Here is a 26,359-nt window from a genome sequence, read left to right as displayed (position 1 = left end):
TGAGGGCCGGCGGGCTCCTGGTGGCCCGCCACGGGTCCGGGCGCCGGTAAACTTCACCGGTGACCCTGCGCCTGCACGACACTGCCGCGCGCGAGCTGCGTGACTTCGAGCCGCTGGAAGCGGGCAAGGTCGGCATCTACATCTGTGGGCTGACCACCCAAGGGGCGCCGCATATCGGGCACGTCCGGTTCGCCGTCGCGTTCGACGTGCTGCGGCGCTGGCTGGAGATCGGGCACGGCTACGACGTGACGTTGGTGCGCAACGTCACTGACATCGACGACAAGATCCTGCGCAAGGCCGCCGAGTCGCGCCTGCCGTGGTTCGCCCTGTCCTACCGGAACGAGCGCCTCACGGCGGCCGCCCTCGACCTGCTCGGGGTGCTGCCCGCCACCTACGAGCCCCGTGCGACCGGACACATACCGGAGATGGTGGAGCTGATGGGCGAGCTCGTCGAGCGCGGACACGCCTACGCGGCGCCGGACGCCTCGGGCGACGTCTACTTCGACGTGATGTCGTGGCCGGACTACGGCTCGCTCAGCCACCAGTCCCCTGATGACATGGCCGCGGCCGAGGACGCGGACCCGCGCGGCAAGAAGGACGTGCGCGACTTCGCGCTGTGGAAGGGCCGCAAGGAGGACGAGCCGGCCAGCGCCGCGTGGGCGACCCCGTTCGGTCAGGGCCGTCCCGGTTGGCACCTCGAGTGCTCCGCGATGGCCCGCAGATACCTGGGTGACACGTTCGACATCCACGGTGGCGGCATCGACCTGCGGTTCCCCCACCACGAGAACGAGCAGGCCCAGTCGCATGCGGCCGGTCTCGGTTTCGCGCGCTACTGGATGCACAACGCGTGGGTGACGGTGCGCGGCGAGAAAATGGGCAAGTCGCTCGGTAACGGCCTCGAGGTCACCCGCGTCGTACAGCTCGCCACTCCGCTGGCCGTGCGCTACTACCTGACGGCAGCCCACTACCGGTCCACGATCGAGTATCACGAGGGCTCTCTGGTGGAGGCACTTGCCGCTGTCGAGCGGATCTCCGGCTTCCTCGAGCGGGTTGAGCGGATGAGGAGCCTCGACGAGGTGCCAGGGGCGCTCCCGATGGCTTTCCGGGAGGCCATGGACGAGGACCTCAACGTGTCCGGGGCGCTCGCGGTCGTCCACGACACGGTTCGGGCGGGCAACATCGCGCTGGACGACGGTGACGACGAGGCGGCGCACGAGGCGGGAGCCGCGGTCGTGGCAATGACCGAGGTGCTCGGGGTGAACCCGCTCTCCCCGACCTGGCGCTCCGGCGAGGCCGGTGGGTCCGAGGACGCGCTCGCGGCCCTCGACCTCTTGGTCACGGCACATCTCACCGCACGTCAGTCGGCCCGCGCGGCAAGGGATTTCGAGGCGGCTGACACCATTCGCGACCAGCTGGCGGCCGCAGGCATCACGATCGAGGACACCCCTTCGGGGGCGCGCTGGTCGTTGACCAGACGCACGGACGGCTGAGGAGGCACGGATGGCAGGCAACTCCCAGCGTCGCGGAGCGGTGCGCAAGGGCGCCAATAGCACCAATGGCACCAAGGGGGCGACCACCGGTTCGGGTGGACAGCGCCGCAAGGGTCTCGAGGGCAGAGGCCCGACACCCAAGGCCGCCGAGCGCGAGTACCACCCGGTTGCCAAGCGGGCCCGCTCCGACGCCAAACGGGGCGGTGCACCAGCGAACGACCGCAGCGGGTATGCCGGCGGGCCCCGGACCAGCGCGCGGCCCGGATCGCGCCCGCCCGGCAAGGGCCGCGGGGCCAAGGCCTCGTCCGAGGTCGTGGCCGGGCGCAACTCGGTCGTCGAGGCGCTGCGAGCCGTCGTGCCCGCCACCACGATGTACGTCGCCGGCCGGATCGACGCCGACGACCGGGTTCGTGAGTCGCTCAAGATCGCGACCGAGCGGGGCATACCCATCCTCGAAACCCCGCGCGGCGAGCTCGACCGGCTCACCGACGGGGCCGTCCACCAGGGGCTCGCGCTGCAGGTGCCGCCCTACGAGTACGCGTCGGTGTCCGATCTCGTCGACCCGCAGGCGCCCGGCATCCCGCTGGTCGTCGCGCTCGACGGGATCACCGACCCCCGCAACCTCGGCGCCGTCGTGCGGTCCGTGGCGGCGTTCGGAGGACACGGGGTCGTCGTGCCCGAGCGTCGCTCGGCGGGGATGACCGCCAGCGCCTGGAAGACGTCTGCGGGAGCCGCGGCGCGCATACCGGTGGCCAAGGCCGCCAACCTCACCCGCGCGCTCGAGGAGCTGAAGAAGGCGGGTTTCTTCGCCATCGGGCTCGACATGGACGGCGACGTCGAGCTGCCCGGTCTGGCGCTCGCGACGGAGCCAGTCGTCATCGTCATCGGCGGGGAGGGCAAGGGGTTGTCCCGGCTGGTCCGCGAGACCTGTGACCAGGTGGTGTCGATCCCGATGTCGTCCGCGGTGGAGTCGCTGAACGCCGGCGTGGCCGCGGGCGTGGCTCTCTACGAGGTGGCACGTCAGCGGACTCTGCGACGTTGAGCCATCGGCACAGGACGGTTCTGTACCGTGACGAATGACAACACGACGCCGATCGCGGCGTCGGCGATGGTTGAGGGGTAAGGCGTGGCAACCAAGAGTGCACGGCCGAAGAACGTCAGTCTGAACAAGATGAGGGCGCAACAGCAGGCCGCCGAGAAGCGGCGGCGCCTCATCATCGCCGGCTCAGCCGTCGTCGGGGTGATCGTCGTGGTGGCGGCCCTCGTGATCGCCTCGATCTTCGCTCCGAAGTCCGGTCCCAAGACCTCCAGCCCGCTCGATCCCGCGGTGGCCACCACGCTGAGCAGCATCCCGGCCAGCACGTTCGACACGGTTGCGCGCGGCGAGGGAGTGGACAACCCCCCCAAGGCAATCACCTCGGACGCACGCACCAAGGACGGCAAGCCCAACCTGCTGTTCGTCGGCGCCGAGTACTGCCCCTACTGCGCAGCCGAACGGTGGCCGTTGACGGTCGCCATGATGCGGTTCGGCCAGTTCTCCAGCCTGCAGCAAGCCTTCAGCGGCCCCGCGCCCGAGAACAGCCCGAACACGGCCACCCTGGGCTATCACGGGGCGACCTTCACCAGCCAGTACCTCAGCTTCACCGGCTACGAGACGCAGGACAACGCACACCAGCCACTCGACACCCTCTCGGCGGAGGACCAGGCGGTGTTCAGCAAGTTCGACACAAACGGCTCGATCCCGTTCCTCGACTTCGGGGGTAAGGCTGCCTCCTCCGGGGCGTCGGTGGACGTCGGCATCTTCGCCGGCAAGTCGCAGCAGGACATCGCCAGCGCCATCGCCGACCCGTCGACCCCCATCTCCAAGGCCGTGCTCGGCAGCGCCAACGTCGTGAGTGCGCAGATCTGCCAGATGACCAACCAGCAGCCCGCAGCCGTATGCAGCTCGTCCGGCGTCACGGCGGCGGCTGCCTCACTGAAATGACCATCGGCCGCTCCGCCACCGCGGTAAAAGGTCCAGCGCGCCGGGAGACCCCGTCGTGGCTGGCTCCGACCGCGCTGCTGTGGTGCGTCCTGGGGCTCGGCGTCGCGGCATACCTCACCTATGAGCACTACACCGGTGGCACCACGCTGGCCTGTCCCGAGAGCGACACGGTCAACTGTGCGAAGGTGACCTCGAGCCAGTGGTCCAGCCTGCTGGGTATCCCGGTGGCACTGTTGGGGATGGTGTTCTTCGCGGTGATGCTGGTGCTGTGTCTGCCGTCGATGCTGAGCCGGGCGTCCCGTCGTCTGGACGCGGCCCGGCTGGCCTCCTGCCTCGTCGGGCTGGTGATGGCGGTCTACCTGATCTGGGCCGAGCTGTTCCAGATTCACGCAATCTGCCTGTGGTGCACCGCGGTTCACCTGCTGACGTTTCTGTTGTTCGTCACGCTCCTGTTCGGGTATGTCCTCGCCGACGTGTCGACCGACCACCAGCCGTCCGGCTAGCCACGCGGCCCGCGCGCTCAGTCGTCGAACATCGCAACGACGGGCATCTCGACCGTGTCGACGCCCACCACTGATTTCTCGTCGGGTTTGGCCGGTAGCACGGAACGGACATAGTCGGCGGCCGCCCGCTCGACCGGGATGTCGGTGCCCGCTCGCTCCGACATGTACCACCGGTGCTCCAACACCTCGTGGAACACCTCGGCCGGTTCCAGCTTGCCCGCCAGGCTGCGCGGCACGGCGCGCACCGTCGGTTCGTAGACCGACACCAGCCAGTCATGCGCGACCAGCTCGTCGTCCTCGTTCTGCTGGTCGGTGACCGCGCGGAACGTCTCCAGGTCGTTCAGCAACCGCCGCGCCTGGTTCTCCTCGACGTCGAGCCCCGTCAACCGCAGCAGCCGCCGCGAGTGGTGGCCCGCGTCGACTACCTTCGGCTGGATCTGGATCGTGGTCCCGTCGAAGTCGGTCGACATGGACAGCTCGTCGATGTCGAAGCCGAGGTCGTTGAGGTGCCGGATCCGCTCTTCCACCCGCCAGCGGTCACCCCTCTCGAACCGTTCGGCCTCGGTCAGCGCGGCCCACAGCGAGCGGTAGCGCTCCATGATCGTGTTGGACACCTCGACGGGGTCGGCGAGCTCTTCGAGGAAGCCGCCCGCGTCGAGGTCCATGAGCTCACCGGCGATGTTGACCCGGGCGATGTCGAGGTCGTGCTCGCGTTGCCCGGCAGTCAGGCTCGAGTGCAGCTCTCCGGTCTCGGCGTCGACCAGGTATGCCGCGAACGCGCCCGCGTCGCGGCGGAACAAGGTATTGGACAAGGACACGTCCCCCCACCAGAAACCGGCCAGGTGCAAGCGGACGAGCAGCACCGCAAGCGCATCGGTCAGGCGTTGGGCGGTGTCGGGTCGCAGCGCCTGGCTGTAGAGGGCGCGGTACGGCAGGGAATACTGCAGGTGGCGGGTGATCAAGCAGGCGTCGAGCGGGGTCCCGTCGGCCGCGACCCGGCCGCTGACCACGCCGAACGGCTCGACGCAGGGCAGGTCGATGCGCTCGAGGCTGCGCAGCATCCCATACTCACGCCAGGCGAGGTCGAGCTTGATCTCCTTGAGGGCGAGCACCCGTCCCGAGACGCGAACGAACCGGACCACGTGCCGGGAGATTCCTCGAGGCAGGGCGGCCAGGCGTTCGGCGGGCCAGTCCTCCAGGGGCACCGCCCACGGCAGGTCGAGCAGTGCCGGGTCCGGGCGTGCGGTCGTCAGCTCGAGTGGCACGGCCTCATCGTTTCATCACGCGCGACGGTCGGTGAAAGGACATCGGGTGGGTGGGGACAACGCGAAGGGCGGCACCGTCACGCGAGTGGGGTGCCGCCCTCCGGGTGGTGTCAGGCGCCGATCCGCTCTCCGGTCTCGGTGTTGAACATGTGGATGTGGCCCTCCTGGGGGACCAGGTTGATCACCGAGCCCTTCTCGGGGGGACGACGACCGTCGACGCGGGCGATGAACGGCTTGGCCAGCGCGAGGTCTGCGTCGCCCTCGGAGTCGACCAGCTGGGCCTGGGTCGAACCATAGATGTATGCGTCGGCGCCCAGCTCTTCGACGACGTCGACGGTGACGGGCAGACCCGGACCGTCGGCGATCCGCAGATCCTCGGGACGCACGCCGACCGTGATCGACTTCCCCGCGTTGGACAGGTCGTCGCGGGGCACCGCGATGACCGCGTCGCCGAACTTCACCCCGCCGTCGGTGACGGCCAGCTGGAGGAGGTTCATTGCGGGGGAGCCGATGAACCCGGCCACGAACACGTTCTTCGGGCGGTCGTACATGCTGCGCGGGCTGTCGCACTGCTGCAGCAGGCCGTCCTTGAGGACGGCCACCCGGTCGCCCATCGTCATGGCCTCGACCTGGTCGTGGGTGACGTAGACGGTCGTGACGCCAAGACGCCGCTGGAGCGAGGCGATCTGGGTGCGCGTCTGGACGCGGAGCTTGGCGTCGAGGTTTGACAGCGGCTCGTCCATGAGGAACACCTGGGGGCTGCGGACGATGGCCCGACCCATGGCGACGCGCTGACGCTGGCCACCGGAGAGCGCCTTGGGCTTGCGCTCGAGGTAGGGCTCGAGGTCGAGGATCTTGGCGGCTTCCTTGACGCGCTTCTGGATCTCGTCCTTGGACACGCTGGCGATCTTGAGCGCGAAGCCCATGTTGTCAGCGACGGTCATGTGCGGGTAGAGCGCGTAGTTCTGGAAGACCATCGCGACGTCGCGGTCCTTGGGGGACAGGTTCGTCACGTCGCGGTCGCCGATGAGGATGCGGCCGCCGTTGACCTCCTCGAGCCCGGCGAGCATGCGCAGGGAGGTGGATTTGCCACATCCGGAGGGGCCGACGAGGACGAGGAACTCGCCGTCGGCGATGTCGATGTTCAGCTTGTCGACGCTGGGGACGGGGTTCCCGGGATAGATCCGGGTGGCCTCGTCGAAGGTGACTGTTGCCATGGTGGGTCTGCTCCTTCACCGGCAGGTACGTGCCGGACGATCCGTTGTAAAGGCTGGTGTCTCACACCTGGTCGCCGACCACGTCGGCGGCGACGATCGAATCATGTCCCACAAATGCCTCGTGCGCCAGCGTGGGTCACGCTGTGGTGACGCTTGCCGGGCAACTTCTTGGGTCAGGGTCGCAGCGGGTCACCCGCGTCGACGTCCCGTCGACGCCCGGTCGCCTGCTGGCGCAGCTCGCGGAGCAGCTTCAACGTCTGCACGACGTCGCTCACCGTGTCGACCCGGAAGCTGGCGTGGGTGTCGCCGCGACCCACCTTCACCGGCACGTCCCCGGCGTCGACGTCCAGCACCCGGAAGGCGTCCTCGTCGGTGACGTCATCACCGGAGTAGAAGATCGCGTCGGAGCCGACCGCCTCCCCGAGCGCGGTCAGGGCCGTGCCCTTGTCGGCGTGCGACACGGACAGCTCGACGACCGACTTGCCGCGCAGCACGCGTACGTCGGACCGGTTCCGGCCCAGCTCGACTGACTCGGCGAGGGCGGCGGCGGCGTCGTCGGTGGGCAGTCCCCGGGTGTGCACGGCGACGGCGGCTCGCTTGCGCTCGAGACGGGCGCCGGGGTGGCTTTCGATCAGCTCGGCGACATCGGCGGTGAGCTCGTCGAGGAGGGTGCGTTGCGGCCCGTCCAGCGGACCCTGAGTCGCGACATCGGCCCGGGTGGCCTCGGCGCCGTGGCTGCCGATCAGGGTGATGGGTTCTGCCGACGCCAGTCCGGTGACCCCACGCAGGGTGCGGACGTCGCGACCCGAGGCGACGGCGACGTGGGTGTCCGGAAGCGCCGCCAACGCCCTCAGGGTGTCGATGGCGCCGGGTGCGGGCACCGAGTCGTCGGGGTCGACGGTGAACTCCGACAGGGCCCCGTCGAAGTCCGACACGATGAGCAGCGTCTCGACCTTTGCGGCGCGTTCGAGTGCGTCCCGCAGAGCCAGCTGTTCGTCGCTCACCTCAACACCCCCCGGCGCCCGGGTCGTTCGGCTCGCTGGGGATGGTCCGGTGCCGAAGCGAGCGCCTCGAGGAACCGCGAGGCCCACCGGTGCACGTCGTGGTCGGCGATCCGCCGTCGCATGGAGCGCATGATCCGCGCCTTCTCGTGGGCAGGGGTGTTGATCGCCTTGAGGATGGTCTCCTTGAGACCCTCGATATCGTGCGGGTTGCAGATGAACGCCTGGCTCAGCTCGTGATAGGCGCCGGTGAACTCCGAGAGGACGAGCGCTCCGCCGAGGTCGTGTCGACAGGTGACGTACTCCTTGGCTACGAGGTTCATCCCATCGCGTAGCGGCGTGACGAGCATGACGTCGGCCGCGAGATAGAGGGCGGCCATCTCGTCCTGCGGGTAGGAGTGGTGCAGGTAGTGCACCGCGGGCGACCCGATCGGCGAGTAGTCGCCGTTGATCCGACCGACGGTCGTCTCGACCTGCTGACGCAGCTCCCGGTATGCCTCGACGCGCTCGCGGCTCGGCGTCGCTACCTGCACCAGGGTGACATCCGGCGGCCCGATCGCCTTGTCTTGCAGGAGTTCCTCGTAGGCCTTCAGTCGGTGCCGGATGCCCTTGGTGTAGTCGAGCCGGTCGACGCCGAGCATCAGCACCCTGGGGTCGCCGAGCTGGTGGCGCAGCTCGCGCGCGCGGTCCATGACGGCTGGCGACATGGACAGCTGGTTGAGGGCCTGGAAGTCGATCGAGATCGGGATGGCGGCCGCCCGGGTCGTGCGCGAAGACCCGTCTCGCGAGGTCAAGGTGACCAGGTCCCCCCTCGTCGTCACCTGAAGCAGACGCCGACAGGCCCGAACGAAGTTCTGCGCATCGGCGACCCGCTGGAACCCAAGGAAGTCTGCGCCGAGCAGCCCCTCGAGGATCGAGCGCCGCCAGGGGATCTGCGCGAACAGCTCCACCGCCGGGAACGGGATGTGGTTGAACCAACCGATCCGCAGGTCCGGGCGCTGGTCGCGCAGCATCCGTGGGACCAGCTGCAGCTGGTAGTCCTGGACCCACACCGTGGCGCCGTCGGCCGCTACCTCGGCGATCGCGTCGGCGAACCGCTGGTTGACCGCGATGTAGGACCGCCACCACTCACGGTGGAAGGACGGCTGGACGATGACGTCGTGGTAGATCGGCCAGAGGGTGTCGTTGCTGAAGCCCTCGTAGTAGTCCTCGACCTCCGCCGCGGACAGCGCCACGGGCCGCAGGTACATCGACTCGTGCACGAGCGGCGCGATGTCGACGTCCGGCTCTCCGCCCCACCCGACCCAGGCTCCGTCCCGGTTTCGCATCACCGAGTCCATAGCGGTCACGAGCCCACCCGGCGAGCGTGTCCAGCTCACCGAGCCGTCGGCGGCCGTGACCTGGTCGACGGGCAGACGGTTCGCCGCGATCACCAGCTCGAAATGGCGGCGCGGGGCGGACACGTGCGTGGTCATCTCCTGGGACATCTGGTGCTGTCAGCCTAGGCCGTCTGCCGAGGGTCGGCCGACGGGGCGCATCCATGCGCTGTCTGTGAGTCTGGCGCCCGACCCACGCCGACCACTACCGTCTCACTATGAAGATCGCCGACGTCTTGAGAAGCAAAGGAGCAGGCGTTGTGTCGATCCGGCCGGACGACACTGTCGCCACGCTGCTCGCCATGCTCGACGAGAAGAGCATCGGCGCCGTGGTCGTCAGCACGGACGGACGTGACGTCGTCGGCATCGTCAGCGAACGGGACGTCGTGCGACACCTGCATCGCACGGGCGCCTCGGTCGTGCATGGCCCGGTGAGCGCCATCATGACCACTGAGGTCACCACGGCGGGCCTCGACGACGACCTGGAGTCGCTGGCCCGCACGATGACCGACCGCAGGATCCGGCACATGCCGGTCGTCGTCGACGGGGGGCTGCACTCCATCGTCAGCATCGGGGACGTGGTCAAGCTGCGGATCGACACCCTCCAGTCAGAACGTGACCAACTCGTTGGCTATATCCAGCAGTGACTGATACCCGGTCGGCGAGATCTCGGCATACCGTGTGAGGTATGTCGGGGCAGGGTGCCCACCCGGGGGAGCAGACCCGCGCGCGTGAGGTGGCGACGCCCGGGACGCACGAGCGCCTCGGGCGATATCGGCTTGTCGCCTTGCTGGGCGAGGGTGGGATGGGTGTCGTGCACCTCGCCCTCGACCCGAGCGGTCGCGCCGTCGCCATCAAGGTGCTGCGCCCACACATCGCCTACGACCCCGAGGCGCGCTCGCGGCTCGAGCGCGAGGTCGACACGCTCGCCCGGATCAGCAGCAGCCGGGTTGCGGCCGTCATCGACTCGGACATCTCCGGAGAACGCCCCTATCTCGTGACCCGCTACGTCGCCGGGCCATCCCTCGACGACGTCGTGACCGACGAGGGTCCGCTCGACCCGCAGCAGCTCGTCGTCCTCGGCCGGGGTCTGGTCGAGGCGCTCAACGCGATTCACGGCGTCGGTGTGGTCCACCGCGACCTCAAACCCGGCAACGTGCTGCTCGAGGACGGCGACCCGGTCGTCATCGACTTCGGCATCGCGCATATCGCCGATGACGTCCGGCTGACCAGCAGTGGCCTGGTCATGGGCACCCCCGGCTACCTCTCGCCTGAGGTCATCGGTGGGTCTCCCGTCACCCGCGCCACCGACTGGTGGGGCTGGGCCGCGACCCTGGCGTTCGCCGCGTCGGGCCGGCCGCCGTTCGGCCGCGGGCCGATGGACGTCGTGCTCGGTCGGGTCAGCCGCGGGGAGAGCGACCTCACCGGCGTCGATCCGCGACTCACGCCGTTGCTGGCGGCTGCCCTGTCTGCCGATCCGTCGAGACGGCCTCCCGCGCTCGAGGTGATCGCGGCGCTCGAGCGGTACGCCTCGGGGTCGCCGTCAACGGTCGACTACGGCGGAGTATTTGGGACTCAGCCGGTAAGCGGCGCCCTGCTCGCGGAGCCTCCCGCCCGGTCGGGCTTCACCTCGGCGCTGCCCGCCGAGGCGCAGTTGCCCTTCGAGCGTGGGTACAACGGTCATCTGCGCGGCTACGACCCCGCCGCCGGTTCCGAGCCGGCGTACGACCCGCAGCCGGCGTACGACCCGGAGGAGGCGTACGACGCGCAGGAGGCGTACGACCCGGAGGAGTCGGACCGGCAGGCTGCCTGGGAGGGCAGGGGAGACGACCCGGACCCCCGGCTTGTCCGCCCGGCGCGGACCGGGACCGTCCTCGCGCTGGCTGCTGTCCTCGTGGCGCTCGCGGCGAGCCGACCCGGCGTCGCCGTGCTCGGTGGGGTCCTGTGGTGCTGGGCGGCTCGGTTCAGCGACCGGTCCGTGACCGCGCTCGTGCTGAGTCGCTACCGCAACGGGCGCCGCCGCGCCGACCTGCCGATGGCCGTGGCACTCAGTCCCTGGCACATCCTCGTCTCGGCCGTGGTCAGCGTCGCCGGGCTCATCCTCCCCGTCCTGGTCATGGCGTCCGCGACGTTCTGCACGACGCTGGCGACCGCGGCCGTGAGCTCCGCCCCGGTCGGGCCTGTCGTCGCACCGGCGACGGCCGTCGGCGCCCTGTTGGGCGCGCTGATCGCCTGGTGGGGCCCGGGCGGTGCGTCGCTGCAACGCGGGACGAGCTCCCTGGTCAGAGGCGGCATACCGGCTGGCGCCGTCACCTCGTTCGTCGTCGGGATGCTCCTGCTGGTGGCCGCTGCGCTCGTCGTCCTGGCGGTCACCCGGCAGGGGAGCCTGGACTGGTGGCCGGTGCACTGGGGGTCCTCGGCCCGCTGACGGCCGCGGACTGTTGCGGGCTGTTGCGGGCTGTTGAGGGCTGTTGAGGGCTGTTGAGGGCACAGACTCCTCTCAGATAACGAAATAGTCACGACCGGGCTTGGTTTTTTACCAACTCATGACTTACCGTCATCCCGTCGTCATAAAACGCCGCAACCCGTCGTTGGTGGCGACATCAATGTGAATACCCACATCAGGTGCGTGCTCGCTGCGCTGAGCCTCGTCAGGCGAGCACCTTTCCGGGACCGTCCCGGCGTATGACGAGGATGGGGGACCCAAGTTGAGGCCGAGCTCCTGAGAGCGCCGTCGCGAGACGTCGACCAGTCGGTCCTGGGGGTGAAAGTCGGACTCGTCCGGCAGGGCACCTGACAGCCCGATCCCGACAGCTAACCCCGTATGCGCACGTCAGGAGAGGACTGAAACCATGCATTACACCTCCAAGCACGCTGCCCCAGTGCGGCGTCACCTCAAGGCCCGCCTCGCCGGGATCGGCATCGCCGGAGCGGCCACGGTCGTCGCCGGAATGGCTACCGCTACCGAGGCCAAGGCGTCGTCCGTCTGGGACGCCGTCGCCCAGTGTGAGAGCGGTGGCAACTGGGGCATCAACACCGGCAACGGCTTCTCTGGCGGGCTGCAGTTCACGTCCGGCACGTGGCGGGCCTACGGCGGCAGCGGTGCGCCGAACCAGGCGTCCCGTGAGCAGCAGATCGCGGTCGCTGAGCGCGTCCTCGCGGGACAGGGTCCGGGGGCCTGGCCAGTCTGCTCGGTCAAGGCCGGCCTGACCAGGGCCGGCGGGTCCGGTGGCGTCGCGGTCACCACACCGGCTCCGACCACGTCGCGCTCCACGACGCGGTCGGCCCCGACCACCACCAAGGCCCCGGCCAAATCCTCCGCCACCACCAAGAAGGTCAACGCGGCCCCTCAGGTGAGCGGCTCGACCTACACGGTGAAGGCCGGTGACACCCTCTCCGCCATCGCGGCCAAGCTCGGCGTCAAGGGCGGCTGGCAGGCCCTCTTCGCATCGAACACCTCGATCGTGAAGAACGCCAACCTCATCTTCATCGGCCAGACGCTGCGCCTCCCGGCCTGACGTGTGACACCGTGAACTGAGCTGCTCAACCTGGACGGCCCCGCGGTCAGTGACCGCGGGGCCGTTCACGTGCGTGGGTGCGGGTGCTGTTTGGGTACGCTTGCCCGCGGCTTTGCCGGCCCGGTTTCGGGACGCGCGGGCCGACGCCGGCGTGGCGCAACTGGCAGCGCACCTGTCTTGTAAACAGGGGGTTGGGGGTTCGAGTCCCCCCGCCGGCTCCAACTCCAGTGTGTAGCAACGGGATTCGTATATGGGGCGTGAAGCATGTGCCCCTGTCCGCTTAACTGATGCGTTGATTGGCCATATCAGCGGGCTGACCTGCGGAAACGCGGCCCGGCGTGTCTGAGGCGACGGGCATTCCTGGCCGCTCATGTCCACAGCGATGCGGCTCGCTATCGCACGTGGATCGCACGTGCCAGCAGCCGGGCTCCGGCACGAATGCGGCCGTTGACAACGGGTCGCGTGCAGTCGGAGTGACGGAGCCGGCGCCCCGCCCGCCGGTGGTCGGCATCAAGTCCTGCGTTGCAGGATCGGGCGCCTGACGGTCGACCTGCTCAAATCTGGGGGTCATCCGTAGCGCGATTCCGGCGTCCGGATCGACGAGCTACGAAGTAGACCCAGGGATCGCGACGCCGTTCTCCAACGTTTGTGATAGTACGTGTGCAACGCTTACGCACATCCAGTGCAACCAGCACGGGTGAGTCGGTAGTGAGGGAGGAACATCTTGGGCAGCGTGCCAGCTCGATCGACAGCGGTAGTCGCGCACCGCGACTCGGTGCAGGTGGGGGACAGCGATCTGGTCAGCGCCGTGGTCACCAAGTTGGGAACACGCCTGGTCTGCTTCGTCGTGGCTAAGGACAAGTCGACCATTACCAGGTGGCGGAACGGGCAAAGCGCGGTCCCGGACGAGTCGTCGAAACGGCTACGGCTGGTGTACCAGATCTTCCGGCTCCTAGAGGGCAGCGAGTCCGATCACACGATCCGGGCCTGGTTCATCGGGATGAACCCCCAGTTGGACGACGACTCACCGCTGGAAACCATCGAGGCGGGACGGTACAAGGACGCGCTAATAGCCGCACGCGCGTTCTTGGCTGGTGGCTGACCGCGGGTGCCTATCGAGACGGTCTCACCGCCGCCGGCCGTGTTTCGAGTAGCGCGCGCAGACGGGGCGGCTCGATTCTCGCAGATCTCACCCGCCGACAACCGATCCGCCAAGGCCGGCAATCGCTATGACGTCGTCGGCGGGGGAGTGCTGTATGCGGCTGACGAGGTGCAGACTTGTTTCCGGGAGACGCTCGCCCGGTTCCGGGCCGACCCCCAAGATGCGACAACTCCTGCAAGACGCCGATTCCGACGAGTCGGGCTTCATGATCGTTGGTGGGGTGCCTCAGGACTGGCGACTGCAGCGCCGCGTCTTCATCCTCTCCTCAGAGAACGCCCTCCCGTTTGTGGACGTGGAGAACCCGGCCACCTTGCAAGCGTTGGAAGAGGAGCTCAGCTCAGAACTCGTCAGCCTCGGCTACACCGTCAACCTCGACCTCAGCGACGTCCGCAACCGCGACCGGCGACTCAGCCGCGCGATCGCCGCTTGGGCCTACACCGCCCAGGACGACACCGGAGAACCGCTGTACTCCGGTATCCGCTACCACTCCCGCGTCGATGACTCCAAGGTCTGCTGGGCCATCTTCGACGGCACCGGCATCCGCGTGGAACGAGTGCACAGCATCGAGTTGGACGACGGAGACCTAGAATATGTCTGCCACGACTGGCGCCTCCGCCCCTACTGATACCGCTCCGCCTGCCGAGGTGGTCAGCCGAACCGGATCAAGCCCCAACGCGCAAGGTGCGCCCACAGGCGGCGGTGTGACGCGGAGGGGAGCGGTGCACTAGGCGGTAGGTGTGTGGACCGCGTCGCGCCTACTGACCTTCTTCCCGCACCAGCCTCAGGCCGGTGAAGCTGACGCGGCCGATTTCCTGATCAGAGCCGCAGGCCGGGCTCTGATATTGACCCGTAAGGCGATTCGCCGACGATTCACCTGGTTCCTGTCCGCGCTTCGTCGGTCACCTAAGCTTGTTTGGCTCCCCTGATTGTCGCCGGGGCTTCCGCTTGGCCCCCCGCCCTGCAGGCGACAGGGCCCGACGTCAGTTCGAATGCTGAGAAATTGTCGACGAACGGGATAGCCCGGGGGTTCGTCAGTCGTTGACGTGACGACGGCACCGAACGTGTTGCGGTGGCCTGAACGGGTCATCGGGGGGATGGCTGCTGCGTGCGATGCGCCGGGTGGCGGCCTCGGGTGCACTGGTCGGTATGAGCTGTAAGGCCACAACCGAATCCGTTCCAGGCCACGCCGCCTGCGGCACCGTCATCGAGGCGCTGCGTCCGGGGCAGGCGTGGCCGGTCCTCGCGGTGCACGAGGGGCTATCACCGGCCTCGCGCCGGCTGCGGTACTGCGCTGCGACACCACGGCTGAGCCCGCGGATGATCCGCGTCCTGACCGACCTGCGTCCTAGGCACCACGAGGCGTATGCCGCGTGGCGCGACGGGCGCCCGATCGGGATAGTCCGCTGGATCCGCACCCCAGCCCTTCCCGACGAGGCGGAGCTCGCCCTCGAGGTCGTGGACGTCGAACAGGGCCGCGGCGTGGGACGCGCGCTGGCAGCCTTCGCGGCGGTCCGCGCGCGGCGGGCCGGAGTACGGACCATGATCGTGTCGGTAGACCCCGAGAATTTCCGGGTACACGGCTGGTTGACCAAATTGGCCGCGAGGGCCCTTCCTGACGACGCGGACCGGTTCGCGGTACCGGCTCGGGCCTTGTATACGGCTTTGCAGGCGGCGCACCCCCGACCATGACATAGGACCGGATGCGGCGGCGACCCGGCAGACGCCGAGCGGCGCCCCGGCGTCCCCCTTCAGGGCGCACATCGACAGACCCCGGCGACACCGGTGCCCGTCAGCGCAACGACGCTCGTACTGGTCGTGGCGGCTGAGGGTTGGCCTCGACAGTGCAAAACGTCGAAGGTCGAGTCACCCTTTCTCGCTTTGAGGTGATCTCAGCGACGACACCGGCCTGCGAGGTCGGCGGTATCCTCCGACTGTGGCCGAGCAGGAGATCCGGTTCACGACGGCCCGCGGCCGCCGCGTCGCCTGGTCGGCCGTGGGCTCGGGACCGACCCTCGTCGTCGGCGGCTGGTGGTGTAGCCACCTCGAGCTCGACTGGGAGGACGCTGCCTTCCGGTGGTTCATCGGCCAGCTCGGCACCCGCTTCCGGGTCGTTCGCTACGACCGTCCGGGCACAGGGCTGTCGGACCGGGACGGTCCGCCGCTGAGCACCCTCGACGACGACGTCGAGGTCTTGGACGCCGTGATCCAGGCAACCGGCGAGGACAGCGTCTTGGTCCTCGGCGCCTCATCGGGTGGGTGCGTGGCGGCCCGGTATGTGGCGTCGCACCCCGGACGGGTTCGCCGGCTGGTCCTCTACGGCACCTACGCCGACGGCCGCCGGCTGGCGCCCGAGGCTGCCCAAAGGTCGCTGGAGTCGGTGGTCGGGTCACACTGGGGGATCGGGTCGCGGGTTCTGGCGGACGTGTTCCTTCCCGGCGCCGGTACGGCCGAGCGGGAGGCTTTCGCCCGCTTCCAGCGGCTTAGCGCCACGGCGGAGAACGCCGCTGCGTCGCTGGCCGCCGTTTACGGGATGGACGTCCGCGACGACCTGTCCCGAGTTTCTGTCCCGACCCAGGTGCTGCATCGTCGGGACGACCACGCCATCGCGGCGTCACTCGGGCGTGACGTGGCCGCCCGGATCCCGGGTGCCACCTTCGTGCTCCTCGACGGCGTGGACCACTTCCCCTGGCGCGGTGACGCCGGGTCCCTCGTCGTCGCGGTCTCCCGGTTCCTCGGCGAGTCGGGAGGGCCGGTGGCGCCGGGCACCGAGCAGGCGACTCTTCCGGCGGACCTCGCGTCGTTGACCGGGCGGGAGCTGGAGGTGCTTCGGCTGGTCGCCACGGGTCTGACCGACGACGACATCGCCGAAGGCCTGGTGCTGAGCCCCCACACCGTGCATCGTCACGTTGCCAACATCCGGACCAAGCTCGGCCTCGCCTCCCGAGCAGCGGCCGCGGCCGCCGCGGCACGGGCCGGACTGGTCTGACCCAGGCGCGGTGGCCCAACCCGGCCACCCGTCGAGATGGCCGTTCCGTGCGATGCGCCGGGTGGCGGCACTGCAGTGCACTGGACGGTATGAGCAACGGAACCACAATCATGTCCGTCCCCGGCCACGTCGAAAGCCGGTGGGACGTCGTCGCCTCCCACGCCTACGACGCCTTTCTCGCCTGGGGGGAGCACCGCGGGATGGCTCAGCGACGGGCCGCCCTACTCGCCGGCGCCCGCGGCACGGTACTCGAGATCGGGGCCGGGACCGGTTTGAACCTCGCCGCGTACCCTCCCGTCGACCGCCTTCTCCTCTCGGAACCGGCGCTGACGATGCGCGGCCACCTGGTTCGCCGGGTCGCCGACCAGACAGCCGCGGCCGTCGTGCTCGACGCCCACGCCGAGTCGTTGCCCGTGCCCACCGGCAGCGTCGACACCGTCGTCTCGACGATGGTGCTCTGCACCGTGCCCGATCTAGACGCCGCACTTGCCGAGGTGGTTCGCGTCCTGCGGGTCGGTGGCCGCTTTCTGTTCGTCGAACACGTCGCCGCCCCCGAGGGGACCGCGCTGCGGCGCTGGCAGGAGCGGTTGGTCGAGCCGTGGGCGGTCTTTGCGATGGGCTGCCGCTGCGACCGGGACGTGCTCGGGGCGATCTCCCACCATCTGATCGTGGACCGGGGAGAGCTCGACGCCTGGCGCGGGATGCCACCCGTCGTCCGCCCCCTGGTCGTGGGACAGGCCACCCGTCCCGCAGACTAACCGTGGTCCACACGGCCACAACGGCTTGTTTGGCGGTCACCGACACCGATACCGCGGTCCATGGCCACATTGACTCGCTGGGAGAAGATTCGAGCGAACGCAGACAGTTATGACAGGGAAGAGCAGTGATCAGTCTGACGACCGGTTTGAAGGGACACAGAGAAGGTCACGGTGGTGTCGCTTGTGGCGGACGGGTGCGCGGTGTTGTAGTCGAAGGTCGGCCCTCGTCGGCCAGCGACTCTGGCGCGAGCTCTTGGGAGCCGGCGCGAGTGAGGTTCGCGTCTAACGTGGTTCGTTCTTCCTTGCGCGGTAGCGGTGCTGGTACATCTCAAGCACGACAGGCAGCAGCCTCGCCTCCCCGCCGTCGGCGTGGTTGGCGGACTGCTGGCTCATGACGCCGGCGGCCAGGGTGACGAGGAGCTCGATGCCCTCGGGGCTTGCCGCTTCCGGAGCAAGGTCGCCCACAGCGACGGCGTCGACGAGGGCCTGTCGAATGATCTGCATCGCCTCCACGCTTGGTGCGTATGCCTTCGCGGAGGGGGTGAACCCCGGTACGGTGCGCCGGAACATCAGGTCGGCCAGGGTGGGGTACTGGCCGACAAAGGCCACGGTGGCCTTGACGGCCGCCTCGACAGCCGCCCAGCCCGGCGGCGTCGAGGCGACGACGGCGTACACCAGGTCGCGGTGGGCGGTCATGCCGCGGGCGAAGAGGGCGTCATAGACGGCTGTCTTGGACGGGAAGTACCGGTACACCGACGGCTGCGCCAAACCGACCCGGGCAGCCACCTCGGACAGGTTCAACCCCGCGACCCCGTCTTGGGTCATCTGTTCCAACGCCGCGTCGAGAAGTTCGACGGTGGTCCGCGCCCGCTGCCGCGCCCGAGGCGTCGCTGCATCTGGTGATCTCATCAGCAATAGTGTATTGCATTCTCTGTCCCGGTGCGGGACCCTGGTGTCACCAAGGTCAGATCGTTGGGGGTTGATGACGATGAACAGGTTGACGTCCGACCGGGCCACGCGCCGAATGAACGCGGATCCCGAAACGGTCTATGGGTTGGTTTCGGATGTGACCCGGACACCATCGTGGAGCCGCGAGGTCATAGCGTGCCGGTGGCTCGATGGCGCCACCGGGCCAGCGGTCGGCGCCCGGTTCGCGGCGACGAACCGGCGACGGTGGCTGACCTGGACCAACCAGCCGATGGTGGTGGCGGTCGAGCCGGGACGCGAGTTCGCGGTGGACCGCACGGAACGAGGCGGTGGGACGATGCGCTGGACCTACACCTTGACGCCCGCTGAGGCGGGCACCGACGTGGCCTTGTCCTACGAGGTGCTCAAGCCTGTGCCGGTGCTGCTGCACGTGATCCTGCGACTGTTCTTGGGCTGTCCCGACCTGGAAGCCGACCTCCATCGCAACCTCGAAGCCAGCCTGGCCCGCATCGACGCGCTGACCGACGCCGGAACCGTCCTCGCCGACCGGGAGCGTAACCAGTGACGACCTTGACCGAAATCGCCCCGGACACCTACCGCATCTCCACCTACGTCGACCCCCCCGGACTGGTCTTCAACCAGTTCTTGGTCACCGGCGAGGAACCACTGCTCTTCCACACAGGGCCACGCGCCATGTTCCCCACCATCGCTGAGACGCTCCGCACAGTCCTGCCGGTCGAACAGCTGAGGTGGATCACCTTCGGGCACCTGGAAGCCGACGAATGCGGCTCGATGAACCAGTGGCTCGCGGCCGCCCCTGACGCGCAGGTCGCCCACGGGCTGCTGGGCTGCTCCCTCTCCGTCAACGACATGTCCGACCGGCCGCCGCGCCCACTGGCCGACGGGGAGGTCATCGACATCGGTGGGCACCGGCTGCGGCGGATCGAAACCCCGCACGTCCCGCACGGCTGGGACGCCGGCCTGTACTTCGACGACACCACCAGCACCCTGCTCTGCGGTGATTTGTTCACCGCACTCGGGACCGGGCCAGCGATCACTGAGGTCGAACTCGTTGGTCCCGCCCTCGCCGCCGAGGACCTGTTCCACGCCACCTGCCTAACCCCCACCACCGCAGCGACCATCCGATCCTTGGCCGACCTGGCCCCGACAACCCTCGCACTGATGCACGGCCCCAGCTACCACGGCGACTGCGTCAGCGCACTGACCGATCTAGCCACCGCCTACGACGAACGCCGCCAGGCCGCGGCCCACGGCAGAACGGTCGGCCACCAGGGCTCGCCACAGTAAGGAGGATGCGAAGGAAACCCGGCAGCGCAGTTTGCAACTGTTGCAGGATCCTGCCGTTCAGCGGCCGCACTCCAGGGCCGCACTCGGCCTGCTATATCTGAAGCATCATCGGCACGCCGTAGCCTCGCGGGAGCGGTCCACCCGACAAACGGCCCCCGGTAAAAGCGGCGCTTCAATAGCGGCGATAGAACGCGCGTCCGGACCGCGCACCCTGCAGTGGAATCCCGGCGGCCTCGGCCTCAGAATTGAGGGCTGTTCCGCTCACTTCTGAGGTGAGAACCACGCTTGAGCGGACCGGGCGACCGCCTGCGCGTACTCTGAAGCTGCGCCAGGAGGTCGATGGCCACGGAGAGCCGCCCAACTCAGAAGGGCGGCAAGCGCCGCTGGTTCACTGTGAACTTGTCCGTGTGTTCCTACCTACCTACCACCGGCGGAGCTGTCCGTGGGGAACCGCCCCTGACTTGTGTCATCCGGTGCTCTCTACCAAGTCAAGGCAGTAGGTCGCTAGCGTGGCGCGGTCCGAAGCAAGCCTTTCCATCTGAGGCGACGGAGGACTTTGTAGGTGCTCGAACGGCATGCTCGACAATCCGGAGAAGATCAGCATCTGGAGAGCGTGCAGTCGGTTGACCAGCGCTGGGTCCACGACCATCCCCTCGGCGGCCAGTCCCTGAACATACTCCGGCACGACGGCCGCGTCCGTCTCCGCCAGAGTGGCCGCGGGCCTGCGGCCGAGCTGAACCTCGCCCAGCACTAACTGGCCGAGGTCGAAGCCGAGCGGAAGCGGTTTCCAGAAGCCGAAGTCGATGAGGACGAAGTTGTCCCGATGTGGCGCGCCCATGAGGTTGTTGGGGCAGGCGTCGCCGTGCCCGGTGACCAGCGGCGCCCCATCGAGCTCGGCAACCCAACGCGGCGCCTGTACGGCGGCATTGCGCATTCGGTGCCGCAGCTCAGGGCCGAAGGAGTGAGCCAGCAGCGGGTGTGACCAGAGGCGGTCGTCGTCAAGCATGGGCACTACTTGGTGGCGGAACCGTCCCTCCAGGTAGTCGCGCACGGTCCATGCGTGCGCACCCAGGTCTGCCAGCGGTGCGACGGTGGGGCTGCCAGCCAGGCGTCCCAGTAGGTAGGCCGCCCGGCGGTAACGGTCAACGTCCCACGGCCAGTCGGTGGCCGGGACCTCGGCTAGCCACATCGACGCAGAGAGTTCGTCGAGGTCGTAAACACCGAGCACCGTTGGCATGGAGAGCCCGGTGGGAAGTCGTTCGGCGAGTTCGGAGCGGTAGACCAGCGGTTCGGTGCGCCAAGGGACGCCTGCGGCCGCCATCTCGCGGATCTCGGGTGGGACGGACGCGAAGAGCGGGGAACGTGACCAGCACTGAACGTGTTTGACAAAGATCCGGAACGGCTTCGGACCGTTCGCAGTCGCCGCGTGACCGCTGACCCAGTACCGACCGGCTGTGGTGATGGAGGGCAGGTCGTAGTCGACGACGGACACCGCGAGGTCCAGGATTTCGACCCGTTCCTCGCCCAGGAGCGAGGCAACCATGGTGTCCAGCTCCTCATCGCCGACGTCGGCTACGCCCAGCAGTGCCCGCGTATTCATAGCGAGAAAGCTACTTTACGACCGCGTGAATGTAAAGTCACTTTATGACCACTCAGGAGCGGCACGTCATGCTCGTCCTAGGATTGTTGTTCGCGCAGGCGCGCGAGCTGGTGATCAATGACTCGGCTATCGTTCTGCGTCCCTCCCAGCTCCGAGTTATCGGCATGGTGCCGGGTGAGGGAATCACTGTCACCGACCTCGCCGACCGGGTTGGGATGACCAAGCAAGGGATAGGTCAGTTCGTAGGTCACCTCGTAGACAAGGGGTACCTGACTGCCGAGGTCCACCCTGACGACCGCCGCGTTCGAGTGGTACGTCGGACCTCACTGGGTCAGCAAGCGTCCCGCCAACTTGAGCTCGTCTTGGCCGATCTCGAGAGCCAATGGGCCGAGCGGATCGGCACTCGCGTCTATGGCGAGTTTCGCGCGGCCCTCGACCAACTAGCCGGCCTCCCCCCTGGTTGAGGGCTCGGCTCTTGGCCACACAGCTACCCTCGCGAAATCTGCCGCGGCATATGCCCTGCAGCTCGCACCGTCGAGACGGTACTACGCCCATGCCTTCCTCGCTCGTCGCTGCCGCGCGCCCGAGCGGTGGTGTAGGAGTGCGTTCTAGTGCAGAGTGGACGCCGGAAAGGGCGCAGTGCCACCATCACGAGGTGGACAGGTACGTCATCTATGGCGGGCGGCCGGGTTATGACCGGCTCAAGGTGCTGGCCCGGCGCTGGCAGCCCACGACCGACGCACTGCTCGGCAGGGTTGCGGTGGGCGCCGGAATGCGATGTCTGGATCTTGGTTGTGGTGCCGGGGACGTCACCTTCGAACTTGCCCGGCGGGTGGGCGCCAGTGGTCGCGTCGTCGGCCTTGACCTTGATCAGGCCCAGCTCGAACTGGCGCGCGCCGAGGCCGAGCGGCTTGGGCTCGCCAACGTCGACCTGCGTGTCGGTGATGTGACGGCCCTCGGCGACGACGCGGTCTACGACATCGTGTATAGCCGGAACGTGATTCAGCATCTGGCTCGGCCTGTTGCCGCCATCCGCGGGATGTGGGTCGTCGTCAAGCCGGGCGGTGCGCTCGTGGCGGAGGATGTCGACTTTGAGGCGGCGTTTTGCGAACCGCCGTGCGCTGGGCACGACTTTTGGCAGCGGACCTACCAAGCGACGCTGCGGGCCAACGGTGGGGATCCGCTTAGCGGGCGCCGGTTACTCGCCAGGTTCCTGGCTGCGGACGTTCCGACGCCACATGTGACGGTGGTGCAGTGCCTCGACTTACTGGCGAGGGCAAGCTGATTCCCTATCTGACAGTCGAGGGCACAGCTGCGACCACGATTGAGTGCGGGGCGGCAACAGTCCAGGAGATCGACCATGCGCTGGTTAGCCTGCGCGCCATGGCCGAAGACGAGACCAGCCTGTGCGGCTCGCCCCGCATGTTCCAGGCGTGGTCCCGCTGTGTGGCGTGACCGCGTACCTCGTCCTCCTCCCAAGCAAAGAACAGCGCCCTCGCGGTGGCTGCCGCCGCTGCTACGCGAGTTGCGTGCGGATCACGTTGCTACGCGAAAAAATACCGAAAATGTCGGCGACCTGGGCTTAGGCGAGGCTTAGCCGCGGCTTAACCGAGCCCTGTCCGCGGCGACCGGCGACGGCATAAGGCCTGCCGGTTAGGGGGTGACCGTGCGGACGGCAGCGGGGGCAAGCGTGCTCGGGGTTACTCGAGTGTGGTGGGGGTGTCGTTGATGATGTGTGCGGCGCGTTCGCTTTCGGCATGCACGAACCTGGCGAATTCGGCGTGGTCCATGCCCATGTGGTGGGCGCCGTGCGAGGTCAGCCAGCCCTGGAAGTCCGGTGCGGTCAGCGCGCGGGAGACGTCGCGGGCGAGCGTGTGGACGACCGGGTCTGGGGTGCCGGCTGGCGCCCATAGTCCGTACCAGATCGGGAAGTCGAAGCCGGGGACGCCCGCCTCGGCGATGGTGGGCACCTGCGGGAGCAGCGCCGAACGCCGGGCGGTGCTGACGCCGAGCGCGACGAGGTCGTCGCTGCGCAGCAATGGCTCGGCGGTCGCGATCGGGAACATCGCGTAGTCGGTATCCCCGGCCGCCGTTTTTGCGATGGTGTCGCTGATCGCGTCGGCGGCGCTGGCTGGCCGGTGCACCGCGGTGATCCCGGCCGCGCGGCTGAGCGCCTCGACAGCGACGTGCGTACCGGTGCCTACCCCGGCCGAGGCGAAGGTCAGCTCACCCGACCTGGCGTGCCCGGCCGCGATCAGCTCGGCCACGGTCCCGATGCCGGCCGTCCTGCCGGCCACCAACACGTAGGCCTGGCCGGTCAGCGCTGCGACTGGGATGAAGTCGTGCAACGGGTCATACGGCAGGTCGGTCACCAACGTCGCGCTGTAGGCGTGCGCGCTCGTGTTGACCAGCAGCGTGTACCCGTCCGGAGGCGACTGGGCCACCATCCCCGGGGCCGCTGTGCTGCCCCCACCGGGGTGGTTCTCGACCGTCACCGGCTGACCCCACAGCCCCGACAGCTTCTCGGCGACGACCCGGGCCAGCACGTCAACCCCGCCGCCGGCGCCGAACGGCTCGATCAAACGAACCGGCCCCGTCGGATAGTCCGCCTTGATCCACAGAGCAGACGCGTCATCCCGCATTGCGCCCTCCCAGGGACCGACCTCGAACCTGTCGCATCCTCCCACCCGCCGCGCATCGCCACGACGTCACCTGCATCTGGTCCAGGGAGAGCCAAAACCGCGGCCCGGCTGACAGATGCCGACCCCCGCAGAAGCGGACTCATGGGGCGGCGAATCAGACCCACGCAACAGCCCGCATTTTTCGCTGCGGAAAGACGTACAGCGCGGATCGTGGCAGAGTCGGGCGATCGCGGGAGGCCTGCTCCTGATCGGCGTGCGACGGGGGCGTCAGTGTCGATCGGGTATCAGAGAGAGGCGGCGCGCCTCCTAAGGAGAACAAACGTGGCCTGCCGGCCACCTGAAGTGAGGAGCCATGATGGCTGCACACCTTCGTCACCGTCCGTTAGACGAAGCAGACCTCGAGGTCCGCGCCGACGAGCTGTCCCGCACCGGGCCCACGATCCACACCCGACTTGTGACGCGGGTGGCCGGTTCGGTCGAACCGTCGCCCCGAGTTGAGGTCAAGCGCGACGGGGATGGCTGGAAGGTCGATGTCGAGGTGCCCGGAGCGGTTGCTGTTCCTCGTCCAGGCCTGACAGTCGGCACGATCGAACGGGTCGCCGCTCCGACCGCACGCCAGCTGGACGCGTCCATCCCGACGAGGGTTGCGGTGTCGACGGATCCAGAAATGACGCCTCTTGGTTCCGGTCCCGTGAAGCTCTCTGGCCGGCCTGGTCGCGAATACACTCCGCTGCTTGTCACACCGAGTGACGGACGGCATCTGCTCGGGTCCCACGCGTGGCCCTGGAACCTCACCGGCTTGGTCACCACGAGCGACGGCAAAGCCGGCTCAGGAGTCTTGATCGGCGATCGCCTCATGCTGACGGCTCACCACATGCGGCCCAGCGCAACCATCGCCCGCGGGAGTTGGTGGATGACCTTCACTCCCAACTTCGACTCGGGTAATGCGCCGTTCGGATCCTCCAACGTCAGCGATCTACGCCACTACGATAGTGAGAGCGACACCCAGTACATCGTCGGTCACGACTTCATGCTCTGCCGCCTGTTCGAACCCATGGGGCAGCACCTCGGTTTCATCGGGGCGAGCACGTTCGACGACGACTGGCGCGGGATGAACGTGTGGAGCAATGTCGGCTACCCGATCGACGTCGGTGGCGGCCAACGACCGGCCGTCCAGACGGGTCAGAGTATGGAAGACGACTACGAGGACGACTCAGGCCAGTACATCGAGACCGAGGCGAGCCTTAACCACGGCAACTCCGGCGGGCCGTTCTTCTCCTGGTTCACCGACGGGCACGTCCGTCTGTGCTCGGTGGTTTCCGGCGAGACCAGCTTCAACGGGGACGTCGACAACGTTCTGGCCGGCGGCGACGACATGATCAACCTGATCTCGTGGGGACGCGCCAACTGGCCAGCCTGACGGCGCGGGCCGCCTCAGAATCTGCTCTTGATGACAGCGGATCCCCACCCGAACGTCCACAGATCGGTAGACGGCGCACCGTAGCGGCACCAGCGGGCGAACGCTCATCGGATCCGGCGGGGCGAGTTCGCCGACTGGCGGCGACGAGACACACCTTTGAAGCGGCTGTCCAAAGGGTCGATGGTCAATGGGGGTGCAGGTGGCGTTGCCCCGTTACCGCCCTGTGGTGCCGTCGATCAGTTCACGCAAAATGTCGGCATGACCGGCGTGCCGGGCGGTCTCGGAGGTCATGTGAGCCGTGGTCCAGCGCAACGTGCGTCGCGCACCAGTCAGGGACAGCGCGGACGTCGCCTCGGGGTCGCCGATGTGGCGGATCGTCAAGTCGCTGGCGGCGATGGCCCGCACGTAGTCAGCAATGACCTCCTTCTCAACGGTACCTGGAGCGGCGCTCATACCTTCCCCCCAGTTCGGCTCGGAGCCGATCCCGGTCAGGTGGTAGCCGAACCAAAAACGTTCACCGTCCGTGGAGTGCCGCACCAGCCCCAACAGTGACGTTCCCTTTGGGACGAGGACCTTGCGCACCTGATCTTCGTTCAGATCGTCGAGCTTCTTGACCAAACTCTGGCGAGCGAAGTTCAAGAAGGCCAAAGCGGTGTCCAACTCGTCGTCGTCATTGCCAGGCACCGACTGTCGTTGCGTCTCGGTCACCGAACGAGCCTAGTCGCGGGCTCAGGATCCCGGTCTCGCCAACGCCTTCAAGCTCGACGCGGGCGGCTATGACGCGACTGGCCGGCCGCGCCGGTGCCTACGCCCGGAAGCGGACGAGGTGGCCGCCAGTGACGAGGGCTCGGTCCATGTTGAAGGACCGGTCGACAACCTGCTTCCCTGCTAGAAACCCGCGAAGAAGTCGTCGAAGGCGCGCAGGTCGTGGATGTGGAACCAGCGCTCCTTCTGGCGCCCGTCGTTGAAGTGCATGACCGAGCTGACGTCGAAGAACCGCTCCTCGCGGTTGACCGTTGCGCCGAAGCGCTGGACGGCCAGGACATGGTCGTCGGAGCCTGAAGCGCACACGTCCTGCAGCGTGAAGGTGCCGTTGGTGCGCTGGATGATCTCGCGCAGGTATGCCACCAGCGTGCTCCTACCTTCGACGTCCCTGGCCATCCACGTGGTCCCGGGCAGATGCCAGATCACGTCCTCGTGGA

Annotated in this window: 26 protein-coding genes, 1 tRNA gene, 1 pseudogene and 1 riboswitch; of the genes and pseudogenes, 19 read left to right on the top strand and 9 right to left on the bottom strand. The window is 68.1% G+C overall.

The window, feature by feature from the left end:
* Positions 1-59 precede the first annotated feature (59 nt).
* The 4 genes from cysS to ABI385_RS10200 all read left to right on the top strand — a co-directional run bounded on the left by cysS (position 60) and on the right by ABI385_RS10200 (position 3,977).
* On the top strand, positions 60-1,490 hold the full coding sequence (gene cysS / locus ABI385_RS10215; protein ID WP_348103645.1) for a cysteine--tRNA ligase: 1,431 nt from the start codon (positions 60-62) through the stop codon (positions 1,488-1,490).
* A 10-nt stretch (positions 1,491-1,500) separates the two neighbouring features.
* Entirely contained in the window at positions 1,501-2,532 is a 1,032-nt protein-coding gene (gene rlmB, locus ABI385_RS10210) for a 23S rRNA (guanosine(2251)-2'-O)-methyltransferase RlmB (protein ID WP_348103644.1), read from the top strand.
* Positions 2,533-2,661: 129 nt separating this feature from the next.
* On the top strand, positions 2,662-3,474 hold the full coding sequence (locus tag ABI385_RS10205) for a DUF929 family protein (protein WP_348103643.1): 813 nt from the start codon (positions 2,662-2,664) through the stop codon (positions 3,472-3,474).
* On the top strand, positions 3,471-3,977 hold the full coding sequence (locus tag ABI385_RS10200; protein ID WP_348103642.1) for a vitamin K epoxide reductase family protein: 507 nt from the start codon (positions 3,471-3,473) through the stop codon (positions 3,975-3,977). Before ABI385_RS10205 ends, ABI385_RS10200 begins: the two co-directional genes overlap by 4 nt.
* Before the next feature lie 17 nt (positions 3,978-3,994).
* On the opposite strand, the gene ABI385_RS10195 is transcribed toward ABI385_RS10200, so the two are convergent.
* The 4 genes from ABI385_RS10195 to ABI385_RS10180 form a co-directional block, all read right to left on the bottom strand.
* Positions 3,995-5,242 (bottom strand): DUF4032 domain-containing protein, encoded by a 1,248-nt coding sequence (locus ABI385_RS10195; RefSeq protein WP_348103641.1) that lies wholly within the window; start codon positions 5,240-5,242, stop codon positions 3,995-3,997.
* 110 nt (positions 5,243-5,352) lie between these two features.
* Positions 5,353-6,459, bottom strand: coding sequence for a sn-glycerol-3-phosphate ABC transporter ATP-binding protein UgpC (locus ABI385_RS10190; protein WP_348103640.1), 1,107 nt, complete (start codon positions 6,457-6,459; stop codon positions 5,353-5,355).
* Between the two features lie 173 nt (positions 6,460-6,632).
* On the bottom strand, positions 6,633-7,463 hold the full coding sequence (gene otsB, locus ABI385_RS10185) for a trehalose-phosphatase (protein WP_348103639.1): 831 nt from the start codon (positions 7,461-7,463) through the stop codon (positions 6,633-6,635).
* Positions 7,460-8,935, bottom strand: a complete 1,476-nt coding sequence (locus tag ABI385_RS10180) for a trehalose-6-phosphate synthase (RefSeq protein ID WP_348103638.1) — start codon at positions 8,933-8,935, stop codon at positions 7,460-7,462. The genes otsB and ABI385_RS10180 overlap by 4 nt, the downstream gene beginning before the upstream one ends.
* Positions 8,936-9,054: 119 nt before the next feature.
* Between ABI385_RS10180 and ABI385_RS10175 the strand changes: the two genes are divergently transcribed.
* The 10 genes and pseudogenes from ABI385_RS10175 to ABI385_RS10135 all read left to right on the top strand — a co-directional run bounded on the left by ABI385_RS10175 (position 9,055) and on the right by ABI385_RS10135 (position 17,260).
* Entirely contained in the window at positions 9,055-9,483 is a 429-nt protein-coding gene (locus ABI385_RS10175) for a CBS domain-containing protein (protein WP_348103637.1), read from the top strand.
* Positions 9,484-9,524: 41 nt separating this feature from the next.
* Positions 9,525-11,264: a serine/threonine-protein kinase gene (locus ABI385_RS10170; RefSeq protein ID WP_348103636.1), complete on the top strand. Its 1,740-nt coding sequence runs from the start codon at positions 9,525-9,527 to the stop codon at positions 11,262-11,264.
* Positions 11,265-11,500: 236 nt separating this feature from the next.
* Positions 11,501-11,680, top strand: a riboswitch (cyclic di-AMP (ydaO/yuaA leader).
* An 8-nt stretch (positions 11,681-11,688) separates the two neighbouring features.
* A complete protein-coding gene (locus tag ABI385_RS10165) occupies positions 11,689-12,354 on the top strand; it encodes a transglycosylase family protein (RefSeq protein ID WP_348103635.1) in 666 nt (221 codons plus the stop codon).
* Between the two features lie 145 nt (positions 12,355-12,499).
* A tRNA-Thr gene (locus tag ABI385_RS10160) sits at positions 12,500-12,575 on the top strand.
* 512 nt (positions 12,576-13,087) lie between these two features.
* Entirely contained in the window at positions 13,088-13,456 is a 369-nt protein-coding gene (locus tag ABI385_RS10155; RefSeq protein WP_348103634.1) for a hypothetical protein, read from the top strand.
* 6 nt (positions 13,457-13,462) lie between these two features.
* Positions 13,463-13,711: pseudogene (locus tag ABI385_RS18515) on the top strand (RES domain-containing protein); the annotation flags it as partial.
* A 25-nt stretch (positions 13,712-13,736) separates the two neighbouring features.
* Positions 13,737-14,141 carry a hypothetical protein gene (locus ABI385_RS10150; RefSeq protein ID WP_348103633.1) on the top strand — a complete coding sequence of 135 codons (405 nt, stop codon included), beginning with the start codon at positions 13,737-13,739 and terminating at the stop codon, positions 14,139-14,141.
* 521 nt (positions 14,142-14,662) lie between these two features.
* Positions 14,663-15,205 (top strand): GNAT family N-acetyltransferase, encoded by a 543-nt coding sequence (locus ABI385_RS10145; RefSeq protein ID WP_348103632.1) that lies wholly within the window; start codon positions 14,663-14,665, stop codon positions 15,203-15,205.
* A gap of 244 nt (positions 15,206-15,449) precedes the next feature.
* Positions 15,450-16,502, top strand: coding sequence for an alpha/beta fold hydrolase (locus tag ABI385_RS10140; RefSeq protein WP_348103631.1), 1,053 nt, complete (start codon positions 15,450-15,452; stop codon positions 16,500-16,502).
* Positions 16,503-16,591: 89 nt separating this feature from the next.
* Positions 16,592-17,260, top strand: coding sequence for a class I SAM-dependent methyltransferase (locus ABI385_RS10135; protein WP_348103630.1), 669 nt, complete (start codon positions 16,592-16,594; stop codon positions 17,258-17,260).
* A gap of 282 nt (positions 17,261-17,542) precedes the next feature.
* Here the strand turns inward: ABI385_RS10135 and ABI385_RS10130 are convergent, their stop codons facing one another.
* The gene (locus tag ABI385_RS10130; protein WP_348103629.1) at positions 17,543-18,169 is read right to left on the bottom strand and encodes a TetR/AcrR family transcriptional regulator; all 627 of its coding nucleotides are present in this window, start codon (positions 18,167-18,169) and stop codon (positions 17,543-17,545) included.
* Positions 18,170-18,248: 79 nt separating this feature from the next.
* On the opposite strand from ABI385_RS10130, the gene ABI385_RS10125 reads away from it, so the two are divergent.
* Both ABI385_RS10125 and ABI385_RS10120 read left to right on the top strand, forming a co-directional pair.
* Entirely contained in the window at positions 18,249-18,752 is a 504-nt protein-coding gene (locus ABI385_RS10125) for an SRPBCC family protein (protein ID WP_348103628.1), read from the top strand.
* A 5-nt stretch (positions 18,753-18,757) separates the two neighbouring features.
* The gene (locus ABI385_RS10120) at positions 18,758-19,495 is read left to right on the top strand and encodes a hypothetical protein (protein WP_348103627.1); all 738 of its coding nucleotides are present in this window, start codon (positions 18,758-18,760) and stop codon (positions 19,493-19,495) included.
* 466 nt (positions 19,496-19,961) lie between these two features.
* Here ABI385_RS10120 and ABI385_RS10115 read toward each other — a convergent pair whose 3' ends face one another.
* Positions 19,962-21,095, bottom strand: coding sequence for a phosphotransferase (locus ABI385_RS10115; protein WP_348103626.1), 1,134 nt, complete (start codon positions 21,093-21,095; stop codon positions 19,962-19,964).
* Between the two features lie 44 nt (positions 21,096-21,139).
* Between ABI385_RS10115 and ABI385_RS10110 the strand changes: the two genes are divergently transcribed.
* Both ABI385_RS10110 and ABI385_RS10105 read left to right on the top strand, forming a co-directional pair.
* On the top strand, positions 21,140-21,559 hold the full coding sequence (locus ABI385_RS10110) for a helix-turn-helix domain-containing protein (protein WP_348103625.1): 420 nt from the start codon (positions 21,140-21,142) through the stop codon (positions 21,557-21,559).
* Between the two features lie 191 nt (positions 21,560-21,750).
* Positions 21,751-22,380, top strand: a complete 630-nt coding sequence (locus tag ABI385_RS10105) for a class I SAM-dependent methyltransferase (RefSeq protein ID WP_348103624.1) — start codon at positions 21,751-21,753, stop codon at positions 22,378-22,380.
* Positions 22,381-22,795: 415 nt separating this feature from the next.
* Here the strand turns inward: ABI385_RS10105 and ABI385_RS10100 are convergent, their stop codons facing one another.
* Entirely contained in the window at positions 22,796-23,737 is a 942-nt protein-coding gene (locus tag ABI385_RS10100; protein ID WP_348103623.1) for a tripartite tricarboxylate transporter substrate-binding protein, read from the bottom strand.
* Positions 23,738-24,089: 352 nt separating this feature from the next.
* Here ABI385_RS10100 and ABI385_RS10095 point away from each other — a divergent pair, with 352 nt between their 5' ends.
* On the top strand, positions 24,090-25,157 hold the full coding sequence (locus ABI385_RS10095) for a trypsin-like peptidase domain-containing protein (protein ID WP_348103622.1): 1,068 nt from the start codon (positions 24,090-24,092) through the stop codon (positions 25,155-25,157).
* A 213-nt stretch (positions 25,158-25,370) separates the two neighbouring features.
* Here ABI385_RS10095 and ABI385_RS10090 read toward each other — a convergent pair whose 3' ends face one another.
* Together ABI385_RS10090 and ABI385_RS10085 are read right to left on the bottom strand one after the other, a co-directional pair.
* Positions 25,371-25,865, bottom strand: a complete 495-nt coding sequence (locus ABI385_RS10090; RefSeq protein WP_348103621.1) for a DinB family protein — start codon at positions 25,863-25,865, stop codon at positions 25,371-25,373.
* Positions 25,866-26,045: 180 nt separating this feature from the next.
* Positions 26,046-26,359 (bottom strand): nuclear transport factor 2 family protein (locus ABI385_RS10085; protein ID WP_348103620.1); only part of this gene is annotated, 314 nt, incomplete at its 5' end.

This window comes from Lapillicoccus sp. (genome assembly GCF_039935575.1).
GTDB lineage: Bacteria > Actinomycetota > Actinomycetes > Actinomycetales > Dermatophilaceae > Lapillicoccus.
The sequence above is the reverse complement of the archived record's forward strand: the minus strand, read 5'-3'. Positions and strand labels throughout refer to the sequence as shown.

Excerpts from the sequence above, each read along its gene's own strand:
- rlmB (WP_348103644.1), top strand. The coding sequence starts at position 1,501 with ATGGCAGGCAACTCCCAGCGTCGCGGAGCGGTGCGCAAGGGCGCCAAT.
- ABI385_RS10205 (WP_348103643.1), top strand. The coding sequence starts at position 2,662 with ATGAGGGCGCAACAGCAGGCCGCCGAGAAGCGGCGGCGCCTCATCATC.
- ABI385_RS10200 (WP_348103642.1), top strand. The coding sequence starts at position 3,471 with ATGACCATCGGCCGCTCCGCCACCGCGGTAAAAGGTCCAGCGCGCCGG.
- ABI385_RS10190 (WP_348103640.1), bottom strand. The coding sequence starts at position 6,459 with ATGGCAACAGTCACCTTCGACGAGGCCACCCGGATCTATCCCGGGAAC.
- ABI385_RS10180 (WP_348103638.1), bottom strand. The coding sequence starts at position 8,935 with ATGACCACGCACGTGTCCGCCCCGCGCCGCCATTTCGAGCTGGTGATC.
- ABI385_RS10175 (WP_348103637.1), top strand. The coding sequence starts at position 9,055 with ATGAAGATCGCCGACGTCTTGAGAAGCAAAGGAGCAGGCGTTGTGTCG.
- ABI385_RS10170 (WP_348103636.1), top strand. The coding sequence starts at position 9,525 with ATGTCGGGGCAGGGTGCCCACCCGGGGGAGCAGACCCGCGCGCGTGAG.
- ABI385_RS10165 (WP_348103635.1), top strand. The coding sequence starts at position 11,689 with ATGCATTACACCTCCAAGCACGCTGCCCCAGTGCGGCGTCACCTCAAG.
- ABI385_RS10145 (WP_348103632.1), top strand. The coding sequence starts at position 14,663 with ATGAGCTGTAAGGCCACAACCGAATCCGTTCCAGGCCACGCCGCCTGC.
- ABI385_RS10135 (WP_348103630.1), top strand. The coding sequence starts at position 16,592 with ATGAGCAACGGAACCACAATCATGTCCGTCCCCGGCCACGTCGAAAGC.
- ABI385_RS10130 (WP_348103629.1), bottom strand. The coding sequence starts at position 18,169 with ATGAGATCACCAGATGCAGCGACGCCTCGGGCGCGGCAGCGGGCGCGG.
- ABI385_RS10125 (WP_348103628.1), top strand. The coding sequence starts at position 18,249 with ATGAACAGGTTGACGTCCGACCGGGCCACGCGCCGAATGAACGCGGAT.
- ABI385_RS10115 (WP_348103626.1), bottom strand. The coding sequence starts at position 21,095 with ATGAATACGCGGGCACTGCTGGGCGTAGCCGACGTCGGCGATGAGGAG.
- ABI385_RS10110 (WP_348103625.1), top strand. The coding sequence starts at position 21,140 with ATGACCACTCAGGAGCGGCACGTCATGCTCGTCCTAGGATTGTTGTTC.
- ABI385_RS10100 (WP_348103623.1), bottom strand. The coding sequence starts at position 23,737 with ATGCGGGATGACGCGTCTGCTCTGTGGATCAAGGCGGACTATCCGACG.
- ABI385_RS10095 (WP_348103622.1), top strand. The coding sequence starts at position 24,090 with ATGATGGCTGCACACCTTCGTCACCGTCCGTTAGACGAAGCAGACCTC.